At 53.1% G+C, this 11,836-nt stretch carries 5 protein-coding genes; all 5 read right to left on the reverse strand.

What is annotated here, in order from left to right; translation table 11 throughout:
* The coding region (locus DXU84_RS23525; protein ID WP_153376733.1) for a hemagglutinin repeat-containing protein at positions 1 to 6,464 on the reverse strand (6,464 nt) is incomplete at its 3' end.
* A gap of 12 nt (positions 6,465 to 6,476) precedes the next feature.
* Positions 6,477 to 8,108: a ShlB/FhaC/HecB family hemolysin secretion/activation protein gene (locus DXU84_RS23530; protein WP_194286529.1), complete on the reverse strand. Its 1,632-nt coding sequence runs from the start codon at positions 8,106 to 8,108 to the stop codon at positions 6,477 to 6,479.
* Positions 8,109 to 8,326: 218 nt separating this feature from the next.
* Positions 8,327 to 9,241: a DUF1861 family protein gene (locus DXU84_RS23535; RefSeq protein WP_013577493.1), complete on the reverse strand. Its 915-nt coding sequence runs from the start codon at positions 9,239 to 9,241 to the stop codon at positions 8,327 to 8,329.
* Entirely contained in the window at positions 9,238 to 10,299 is a 1,062-nt protein-coding gene (locus DXU84_RS23540) for a glycoside hydrolase family 130 protein (protein WP_112197615.1), read from the reverse strand. Before DXU84_RS23540 ends, DXU84_RS23535 begins: the two co-directional genes overlap by 4 nt.
* On the reverse strand, positions 10,286 to 11,836 hold the full coding sequence (locus DXU84_RS23545; RefSeq protein WP_153376736.1) for an alpha-amylase family glycosyl hydrolase: 1,551 nt from the start codon (positions 11,834 to 11,836) through the stop codon (positions 10,286 to 10,288). Before DXU84_RS23545 ends, DXU84_RS23540 begins: the two co-directional genes overlap by 14 nt.

An 11,836-nucleotide genomic window follows, 5' to 3' on the forward strand; every position in this document is an offset into this window, starting at 1 on the left:
CTGCCGATGGCCGTGATATCGCCGCCCGTCGCGGTTATTGACAGGTTATCACCCGCCGTCAGCGTGCTGCCCGTGGCCGTGTTCTGTCCGCTGTGGCTCTCCGATTTGGACGACTGCGTGCCCAGCGAGGCGCTGATACCAAACGCCGTGGAAGCATCGCCGGTGGTGGCCTGCGCCACCTCCATCGCCTGACCGGTCGATACGCCGCTCATCACGCCCTGTGCGATTTTCAGCGCCGCGAGCCGGTCGTCACTTTCGTCACTCACCGACTGCGCCGTCGTCACCGCGCTGTTTACCGCACTGCCTGCCGCACCCGAAAGGGCAATCGTCAGCCCGCTCTGTTTCTGCTCGAACGATTCATCGTGGGTGCGCGCATCGCGGCCCGGTTCAATCAGTACGCTGTCGCCACGAATGCTTAAATCCTTTCCGGCGATAATATCTGCGCCACCGATATGCGCCTGACCGCCGGCGTTAATACTGACGTTTCCGCCCGTCGAACCGACGGTGCTGAAACTCTGGCTCTGCGTGGTACCTTCATCGTTCATTTCATAGCGTGATTTACTGGTGCCAATGGTGACGCCAATGCCGCCGCCGCTGAACATGCCGCTCTTTTTCTTCTCTTTGAGACGGTATGTCGAGTCGGTGTTGGTCGCCGCCACGATGTCGATATTGTTGCCCGCATTCAGGCTGACATTGCCGTCGCCGACCACCGCTGAGCCTTTCACCAGCAAATCATTTCCGGCGACGAGGGTTACGTTATCGCCGCTGAGCAGGGTGCCTGCTTCACGGGTTGCGCTGTCTTCCTCCACCGTGTGCGTGGTGGTTTTTTTCATGAACCCTTTTTTAGTTTTGGTTTCTTCTTTGAAGTGGTAATCACTTTCAGTGGCGGTTTCGAGGTTAATGTCACGGCCTGCGCCAATACCGATATCGCCGCTGGCAATTACCTGTGCCGCTTTGCTGTTGACGTCACGTCCGGCAACGATTGTGGTGTTGCCGCCGCTGACGATTTCAGTGCTGTCCTGGCGTACCGATTCGTTGATTTCGACCTTTTTCTTCGCTTTGTAGCTGCTGCCGTCGGTGGTTTCTATCGCCATCAGATTCACATCGCGACCGGCCTGCATCGCCACGTCACCTTCTGCGGCGAGTCCTGCGGCCTGGCTGTTGATATCCTGCCCGGCAACCAGCGTCAGATCGCCGCCTGCGGTTATCGTCGTGCGGGCGTTGTCAGTGCTGTGGGTTTCACTTTTGCCACGACTGGCACTCTGACTGGTTTCTATGGCATTCAGGTTCAGATCATTGCCTGCCAGCATCAGCAGATCGTCGCCTGCTGCCACAAGTGCGCCGGTAATATTGATATCTTGTCCGGCTCTCAGGATCATGTCGTCCTGAGCCATGATCCCCGCCATCGGGCCGCTTTGTGTCTCGCTGAAACTGACAGACTCGCCGCGCCTGCCCGTTCCGCCTGCCTGCCATTGTTCGGTTTGCGTGATGTTATTAATGCTGCCGCCTGTGCTCTCAAGCTGGACGGTTTTGCCAGATATCGCGGATCCAATGTTGTTGATATCGCCCAGCGCGCCCAGTTGTAGTGCACTGCCTGCCTGCATCAGGCCAGCATTCAGGTTGCTGATGCTGCTCTGACTACCGATAAACAGGTTTTTGTTTGCGGTGAGGGTGCTGCCGCTATTGGTGACACTGCCGCCTGAAAGTCCGACATTATTGCCAGCAATCACGCTGCCGTTATTCACCGTCACGTCTTTTGGTGACAGATACACTTTTGGCACCATTACCGTCTGGCCGTTGATGCTGGCGGATTCCCACCACAAGATACTGCTGTCGAGCGCGGCGATTTGCGTAGCCGTCAGCGCTACACCAAAGGCCAGTCCAAGCGACTGCTGCGCACCTGCCGCGTTATCCATCAGGTATTGCATCTGCTCGAGATCAGAACCGAGGCCGCTGATATAGCGGCTGCCGGTCTGGTTGATCATAAAGTTGCTGACGTAGCGCGTATCGAATGCCGCATCACCGAGGAAGCGATAATCGTATTCCGGATGCAGGTTAAGTTTGTCGAGGAAGTACGCCGAACCGAGGAATTTATTCTGGTCGGTGTACTGGCTGTTAGTTTCACGCGGAGCCGTACCGGGTTGGATCCCCATTAATGCGTACAGGTCGCCAAACAGGCTTTGATCGAGTTGCCCCAGCCCGTCGAGTTTCGGGTTCGTGGTGATCAGATACGGGCTGTTCGCATCGGTTGAAGGGACAAAATAGCCGTTATTATCCGACGGCAGAGGATACAAGCTGTTGCCCCCGGCGATGTGAGCAACTGCATCGGTGAGACTCTCGTACCATTGCGGCGAGGTGATGTCCGCGCTATCTGCGTTGGCGAGATCTTGCTGCTGAACGCCATCAGGCTGGCTGAGTGTATTTAGCGTCGGGGCAGTGATGATGTTGCTGGTGCCCCCGGCATTCGCCGTGGTGGTGGTGTTGCTGATGTCCTGGGTAAAATTGGCAATGACGTTGCCGCCAGCCTGGATGACGGAGCGGAATATATCACCGTCAGTACTCTCTGTTCGGATATCCCCTGTAGTGACAAAATAGATTGAATTCATGCCCCCAGTGCCGTTCTGAGAGGTTATGCTGGACTCCGTTGCGTACTCACTTCCACCATAAGCATATGACAAATAATGAGTTTCAATGCTTTCTATCCATGACTGGTTATTAAGCGTATTACCACTAAGAATGGCATTGTTAGTCGCTAAAATATGACTGGCATTATTCTCCAGTACATCCGCATGGAGCAGAAGATCGCGGCCAGAAGAGATATGCGCAACGGGTGAACCATTGCTCTCGACAATGACCTGTGAACGGGAAACGGCAAACTGTAATTCAGCGCTGTTGCTATAAGGGGCAGGACGAGACCAATATGCCCCGGCACAACCATTACCACAGCCAGTATCTGCGCGGTAGTAGCCATAATCGTAATTGATACTATCCAGATAGCTTAGCGGGACATCTGCATCAATCGACGTAAGCCATGAGTATTGTCCGGCTAAATCTGTTTCTTCGGTGACATGAGCAACTAATCCTTCCCGCTCATTCACTAAATGCCCGGTATTTATCGTAATATCCCCATTTACCGTCTCGATATTCCCCGAAGTATTCACCACTTCGGCGTTCACATTGCCCGCCATATCGCGCTGCATCCACAGGCTGTTACCGGCCAGAATATCGCCGTGGTTATTGCGGATGGTATTGGCCAGCAGATACATATTGTTGCCCGCATACAGCAGGGCGGTATTGAGAATACTGCTGGCGGCATTGAGGGTCAGTGAGCCCGCAGTGCCGATAAAACCGGCCGCCGTAATATTCCCACGGCTGTTCAGTACCACGTCGCCACCAGCCTGTAATGTGCCTGCGGTGTTCATCGAAATACTGCCTGCGGAGAGGATGCTTGCACCGCTGCCGGTGGTGATTTGTCCGTTATTAGTGAGCGTCGTTCCGGCAGTCAGATTCACCGCCTGGCCTTGCATCATGCCCTGATTGTTTATCGCGCCATTGCTGGTGATATCCAGCACGTTGCCTGCCGCCAGCACGTTTTTACCCGTAAAAGCACCGGTTAATTTCAGGGTTAAATTACCCAGCGCAACCACCTGACCCAACTGTTCGAAAACGCCGCTGGTCAGCAGTAAGTTACCGCCGCTGTAAAGTTTACCTGCGGCCCTGTGGTCAATCCGGTCGGCATGAATCGCCAGATTCGAGGTGCTAAACACCGTCCCTGAGTTATCGATTGCAGCGGCATTCAGCAATACAGATGTGGCCTGTAGCCAGTTATTGTTGGTCAGGCTCGCCGTGTTAAACGTGAGTTCACCGCCGGAGAGGATTTTACCGTCGTTACGTGCGGACGCTGAGGCATCAATACGTGTCATGCCGCCGCCCTGAATCAGGCCGTAGTTCACGAGATTTGGCGTGGTGAGGTTCAGGGTGTTCTGGCTCAGGACAATACCGGCAGCGCGGTTGGTCAGATTACCGGTGAATGCGAGGTCATTGTTCCCCTGAATACGCCCGCTGTTGTCGACAGAATCGCTGATCAGCGCAATATCCGTACCCTGAATTTGCCCGGCATTATTGACTGTCGCCGCACTCAGCCCCAGGGTTCCGTCTGTTAACAGCGTTTTGTCCTGTTGCTGAATAAATGCTCCGGTCAGCGCCACTACCAGTCCGTTGACGCCGATGATGTCGCCATTGTTATTCAGCGACGTGCCGTTTATCACCAGATTATTGCCCTGCAATGCGCCACGGTTATCAAGCGACTCTCCCGTCAGGGTGAGATCTGCGCCACTCAGCAGCGAGCCCTGATTAGCGATGTTTTGCGCGGCAAGGCTGGCGTTGCCCTGGCTTAAGATGTCACCGTCGTTACTCAGTGTGCTGGCAAGCGAAACATCCAGTTTATCCGTCCCAAGCAGGGAACCTGTGTTCGTCCAGTCACGGGCGGTGATAACAACATTTTGCCCCTGCAGGGTGCCTGCGGTATTGAGTAAACCCGAATCCAGGGTCAGTGAGCCTGCCGTCAGCGTGCGGCTGGCGCTGCCTGTGCGCAGTTCATCTGCCGTCATGTGCAGCGCAGAAGTTCCTTGCCACAGGCCATCATTACTGAATGTAGCGGACGTCAGTGACAGGCTGTTCCCCATTACCTGTCCGGCATTGAGAACGGTATTCCCGCTGATATCCAGATGCCCCTGACTTAAAAACAAACCCTCACTCAGGTTATTAAAGTGCCCGCTGTTTACCGTGAGATTCGCCGCAGTGGTTACGCCGCCGTGAATCAGATTCTGTGCCGTAAGCGTGAGTGCACCCTGTGCCACCTGAGTGCCATAAAGCGTGGCATCCGTGGCTGTCAGCGTGAGCGTACCATCAGACTGGAGCTGCGCGTCACGCTGGCTGGTCAGTTTATTCGCCTGCACCCTAAGATCGCCGTGGGCGATAACATCCCCGCCCAGATTTGCTTCACGGGTTTTCAGTGAAACATTGCCCAGACTGGTCGAAAGCGAACCTTTTGCGGCGGTCAGTGAGCGGCTCTCTATCGCCAGTGATTTTTTGCCTGATAAGGTCCCGTTTTGCCGGATATCTTCCGCAGACACAACCAGCGCTTCATCAGAAAGAATTTCACCGCCTGCTGCGTTGCTCAGTGTTTTTACGGCACTTATCGAGGTAGTGCCTTTGGCAGCAATTTTACCGCTGTTGGACAGGGAACCACTGCTTATGGCGGCGTTATTACCGGCTATCAGCTGGCCCTGATTTGTTATCGTTCCCGCCACCTGTGCTGAAATATCACGCGCCGTATTGATGCTGCTGCGGCCATCCTGTGTTAAATCTTGTGCGTTGAGATTGAGGTCGTTTCCGGCAGTCAAACGGCTGTTGCTTAACGTCAGTTTGCCATCGCTGTTAAGGGCGATATTGTTGTCGCTGGCAAAGGTACCGTTGTTAAGTGCAATGTCCTGCCCGCTGACATTCATACTGCCACTGGCTTTATGTTCACCGCTCAGCGTAACGCTTTCCCCTCTGGCATTCAGGCTGCCGCTGGCAAGGCTGTTTTGCACAGTGAGTTTGCCGCTGGCATCCAGCGTGATATCCCCCTGACGTGCGTTCAGGTTGCCAAGGTTAACTCCCACGCCTTTATCGCTGGAAATCAGGCGGATACGACTGGCGTACATGCCGCCGAGCGCGCCGGTATCCACCGCCACCACGGGTGCTGCGCCTTCACCGGCCATCGCGGTTACGCGGCCATTTTTATCCACGCGGTTAGCGCCGGCGATAACATTCAGCGCGTTAGCATGAATTTGTGCATTCACTTCGGTGGCCCGCGAGATGATTGACAACGCATCCGACTGGCTGGCATTCAACCCCTGGCCTTCAACGGTGATGGAACCTTTTTTGACATCAAGGGATTGTAAGTTGCCACTCGCATCGAACACCGGTTTACCCGTGGTGAGCGTGGCGTTCGGTGTATTGATAAACCCGCAGCCGTTACAGGTGATGCCATACGGGTTAGCAACCATCACGTTGGCCGCTTTTCCTGCGACTTCTGTGTAACCGTTCAGTTGTGAACGGTTCGCGCCCGTCACTTCGTTAATAATGCCGCGCGCTTCCTGGCCTGCTTTCAGGTTGGGGTTGTTCTGAATCAGCCCGCCTAACTGCGTCTGGTTTAGCTGGCCGGTGGCATTATTGAGGATCAGCCCCTCTTTACCGACGTTGTAATTTTGAAACTGGTTATGGGAAATCCCCGCTCCGTTAGGTGTGGCGATATTCACTACCGGCACACCGTTTCCGGCCTTATCGATACCTGTAGCACTATTTGCAGGCGCCGGTGCGGCAAACACCGGCAAAACAGGTTGTCCTGCCAGCAAGCCACAGATCAAATAACTCAGTATGCGTTGAGCAAAACACATTGGTTGTTGATGATTATCCATAATCGTTTTCCCTTAAATCACAAACGCGATGCGGTAATAAATGCTGAGGTGGTCAGGCGCTAACCAGTCCGGATATTGCAACGGTGTACCCACGGTAAACTGGCTGGAGTAGTGACGATTTGTGGTAGAAAGCCCGACAGCGGCTCCCCACAACGTGCCGGACGCCCACGGGTCTTTATTATCTTTTTGCAGCCAGCCACCGTCGAGTGCGACCACGCTGCTGACCTGGCCGATAAGCGGCAATGTGAACAGTCTGTAGTTCAGCTCGTTACGCCAGTAGCCGCCGTTATCGCCGGAAAGATATTGCTCTTTAAAGCCGCGTACCGAGCTTTCGCCACCGATGGTCAGACGCTCGCTGCCATATAGCCTGTCCGGCGACCACTGACCGTAGACGCTGGTCAGCCACCATAAATCTTCAGCCACCGGCAACTGAAAGCTGCCGTTCAGGCTCCATTTTTTAAATCCGGCTTTCGGCAAATCATCATTTTTGCCGTTATCGTCTTCCGCACCCAGCCAGGACACGCCATGGCTGAAAGTGGGGTTGAAAGTTGCGACGCCACCGAAGATTTTTTGCGTGTGGTTGAGGCCAAACAGCAGGCTGGTCAGCTTGCGACTGCTGCTGTCGAGCAACACATCATTGAGATAGTTATTGCTGATCTGATGTGTCAGTCCGATGGAGGCACCGGTTTTGATATCGCCATCGCGGAATAACACCCGCGAGGTGGTAAAACGGTGGCTGATGCTGTCGCCGGTCGATGCCCAGCCAAAGCCATTGTTGTCAATGGTGCTGAGGTAGTTGCTCCAGCTATAGCTGTAATCAAACAGGTTATAACCGTAGGGAATGCTCAGCCCGGCCTGAACATTTTGTGCGTCATGCGTGGATGAAAAATCGCTGCTGCGCCCGCCGCTGACGAACCATTTATCCGCAATACCCAGCACATTATTGGCCGTCAGCGAGCCGCCAGATTGCCCGGTACCGGTACTTTTCTGCCCGCTGTTATCAAAGTTAAGTGAGAAACTGAGGGGGAATTCCGGCGAGGCGGTGAGATTGACAATGGAATAGCCTGATTTCTTGCCCGGAAGGATCTCTATTTGCACCGGATCGTTGCGCAACCGGTTGATTTGCTCCATACCCTGTTCGATGTCACGCAGGTTAAGAATGCCGCCTTCCAGTCCCGGGAAAGCCATTCTTAATTGTGGCGCTGACATGCCTTCGAGGGTAATTTTCTCAAGACGTCCTTCCAGTACCGAAATATGTAATTCACCCTGAGATAAATCCTGTTCGGTGATAAAAGCCCGGCTGGTTATATATCCCTGGTGAATATACCAGTCAGAGATTTGACGGGTTATCTCCGCAATCCCGTTCATCCCAATACATTGGTTAAGATGAGATTTATTAATCTCGCGTTGTTTTTTATCAGAAAGAAGAGTTACGTTATTTATATATATTTTATGAATGTAAAAGCAGGGGCCATTATTTTCTTCTATGTGTGATTCGATGGATGAAACGGGAGAAAAACTGCGTTGTAGATCATCACGTTGTTGCTGGCTTTGCCTTAATAATTCCTGTTGTTCCTGACGGATCAGGTCTCGGTCTGCCGGATTCAGGGGGGCCGCAACGCCGGATGTAATGACGCCAGCCATTAAAATGGGCAGAATATATTTAAGGAATGAATATTTACACAAGACAAATTTATCCCATGGATAATTAATGGAGTAATGTTTTGATACAGATTTTAATATGATGTTTCGTGGCGACAAATAAATCAAATTTTTTAATGGTATTGAGGGCGTGTGAATTTATTTCGGAGTCGTGCTGATAAGTGATTTAGTGAAATTCACCCGTAAATTATCTTATTCCGTTATAGGAAAGGATTATTAATTCCAATCCATTGCGCTTCACAGTCACTGGTTCCGCAATATAACCGGGGCACGGATGACTCAGTAATGCAAAGGCCGCCGGGGAAAATAACGTCTTCAAGATCAGCACGTTTGGCGGCTCCGGGTTTGAACTGGTTGCGTTCAGCGATGATTTTCAGCGCTGTCCGGTGATACGTCTGGTAGTTGAAAATGAACGAGCAGGCGTAATAGTTCCGGTGCCCCTGCGCATCGAAACGGGCGACATGTCCCAGCACACCGATCTGGTGGCCATCCAGAACATAAGCTGCGTTCACGCCGCACCATTCTTCGGCGGCGACCTGTCCCTGCAACAATGTCGCCTGAGCTATCTTGCCCAGGGTCAGATCCTCCAGTGAATCCAGCAGAATATAGCCGATGGTACCCCGTCCGCCGGTTTCACCCTGCGGACGGGTAAACAGTAATACTTTTCCGTCCGGTAAACCCACCGGACGGATGTCTTTCATGCCCTCAGGCCCGATAAAAAATGGGCGCAGGGAATACAAATCGGTCCCCCGGTACAGCACGGTTTTCCAGCGCAGTCTCCCGATGGTGTCATCCGCCGGTTCAACACTCACCCCACCAAAAATAAACTCCCCGCCGATCCGGGCAAAAAACGGATCCTGTAGAGCGAAGACCGGCGCGTCGGGCAGTAATTCGCACTGGCGGACGCCATCAAATGCAAAAAATTTTACCTGTGATAACTCGGAGTTTCTGGGCTCGACACGAGCCGCAATGACCGAAGTATCACCGCACTGAAACGGAGCGGTCAGGTTATAAACATCGTCGTCTCCTGCGCCGGAGAACTGGATTTTTTCTCCGGCGGGTACCGGCAATTTCAGAGTACGAAATTGCCGGAGTAATGTTTCAACCCTGCTCACAGCGGTAATCCGAGATGCGCCCATAAGGCATCGAGCGGCATTGTCGCCAGCCCGATACATTCATCGGCTGCGCCGTAGTAAATTTTCAGCAAATCCTGTTCCAGCAATGCGCCGCAGGTGAACACCACGTTGCCAAAGAATCCTTCTTTCTCATATATCGCTTCAGGCTGTAGCAGCGGCACTGGAGACCTGGAGAGGATGTTGGACGGATTATTCAGATCGAGCAGCATCGCGCCGAGGCAATAACGCTGGTCTTTATCCACGCCGTGATAAATCTGCAACCAGCCGCGCGTCGTTTTCATCAGCGGTGCGCCACCACCCAGCTTCAGCGCATCCCAGTCGCCGGAAGCACTGCCGAGTAAATGGCGATGATTGCCCCAGTGCAGCATGTCCGGTGATTCACACATCCAGATCTCCGGCTTACCAAAATGTTTGGGTGAAGGACGGGTCAGCGCCTGATATTTGCCGTTAATTTTTTCCGGGAAGAAGCAGACATCGCGGTTATCGGGGCAGAAAATCACGCCTTGTTTTTCTACCGTGACAAAATCGGTGGTCGTCGCCAGCGCGGTGGAAATGCCATACGGCGAAATGGCCGAATAGTTGATGTAGTAAACGCCATCGATCAGCGTAATTCGCGGATCTTCACAGCCAAATTGTTCGTATTGCGTATCAGCGGTCAAAAAGGGCTGTGCATCAACACTAAAATCTTCGCCATTCTGACTACGCGCTAACCGCAGATGCGACATCGAGGTCAGCCAGATCACTGAAGGGTCAGCTTTCAGCGCAATCATTCTCGGGTCGCTGAAATCATAGGCCGGGTCGTCACGTCGAAAACGTTTCGTGCCCGCCCGCCAGACGTTTTGCTGGTTCACCAGAAGCGGCACTTCCAGACAATTAGCATCCGTTGAGATCACGCTTTCCGCGACACGAAGCAACAGCAGGGTTTCACCCTGATACGAACATACGCCTGCGTTAAAAACACAATCGACCTTCCAGCCGGGCTGGGAAGGTGCAACGTCAGCAGGTGCTAACAGCGGATTTTTTTCACTTCTGAGCATTTTCATGGTTTACCTTTTTGATAAGAATTTGGTTTTTTTCCAGCAGCGGTTCATCCGTGCCAAACAAGACTGAATTGCCGTCGGCATAGCCCACGTTGACGACAGGCGGACCGAAATTGATCATCACTTCCAGACATTCCGCGCCCAGCTGGCGGCGGAAAATCAGGCATTGCTTAAACAGCGTGAGGTACTGATAGTGGCCACGCTGAAGAGAAGGGTGTGTATTTCTTATGTGGATCAGCTGCTTATAACGGGACAAAATTGATTGTGAGCACTTACTCTCATTTTCGACGTTAATCTGGCTTTCACGGGCATCGGCTGGCGTCCACGGGACAGGTAAACGAGAGGCATCGCGGCAGAAAGGTAATGCATAAGTAAGCGCTTGCTCCTCATGCATGCCCTGTGAAATAGCGGTGTGATAGTGCGTGATTCCCTGAATATCCCGCATCTGTTGCAAATTCTGCGGGACAAAATCGGTCATGCCGATTTCTTCTCCCTGGAAGATAAAAGGCAAACCCCGGGCGGTCATTTGCAGGGCAAAAACGGCTACAGCGCGGGGAATATCGCGGGGTGATTCACCGAAACGGCTGATCATGCGTGACATATCATGGCTGGAGAAAAACAGTGTCGGTAAACCGGAGAGTGTGTTTTCCATTGCCTGTATTTCGGCGAAGATCGCTGCAATATCGAAGCGTTTCTGGCTGCCAAGGTTGAAATTGAACACCACGTCCAGCAACTCTGTGCCCTGATAAGGTGCCATTACCGGCAATTCATCACTGCCCACTTCGCCAATCAGCAGGAATTCACCTTGCGCACGGATATGGCGACACAGGCGATTCACCACGCTGAGCACACCGGGCTGATTGATATCTTTATCATGAGGGGGCTCTGCGCCTGCCTCAACGGGCGGATGATCTTCCCCGATACCGTCAGTGGTCAGAAAATTAATCACGTCAAACCGGAAGCCGTCGACGCCGCGCGCTATCCAGAAATCGAAGATTTTTTTGATCTCATGCTCAACGGCGGGATTGGACCAGTTCAGGCATACCTGTTGAGGCGAGAATTTATGGTAGTAACTGGCCGTCCCGCCGGGTTCCTGCGTCCAGGCTGAACCGCCAAAGAAAGAGGTCCAGTTGTTGGTTTGCTCACGAAAGAAAAAGAAGTCACGGAACGGACTGTCCGGCTGACGGAGCGCCGCCTGAAACCACGGATGCTGGTCCGAAACGTGGTTAATCACCACGTCGATGACCAGCAAGATATCGCGCTGATGACAGGCCGCAATCAGTTCATCGAAAAGGTCTACTGTGCCAAAGCGTGGATCGACGGCGCAGTGATCACTGATGTCGTAACCATTATCCACCAGCGGAGAGGGATAAAAGGGGGTGATCCAGATGCCGCCAATGCCCAGCTCAGCCAGATAATCCAGTTTAGAAACCAGCCCCGGGAAATCGCCTAATCCGTCAGCGTTACCGTCGCAGAACGAGGGTAAATACACCTGATAAAATACCCGGTCCTGCCATGTTTTCAGGTTGTCCAT

This window comes from Rahnella sp. RcJ3 (assembly GCF_009498575.1).
GTDB classification, from domain to species: Bacteria; Pseudomonadota; Gammaproteobacteria; order Enterobacterales; family Enterobacteriaceae; genus Rahnella; species Rahnella aceris.

Coding starts and splice junctions, on each gene's coding strand:
- DXU84_RS23530 (WP_194286529.1), bottom strand. CDS start 8,108: ATGGCTGGCGTCATTACATCCGGCGTTGCGGCCCCCCTGAATCCGGCA.
- DXU84_RS23540 (WP_112197615.1), bottom strand. CDS start 10,299: ATGCTCAGAAGTGAAAAAAATCCGCTGTTAGCACCTGCTGACGTTGCA.
- DXU84_RS23545 (WP_153376736.1), bottom strand. CDS start 11,836: ATGGACAACCTGAAAACATGGCAGGACCGGGTATTTTATCAGGTGTAT.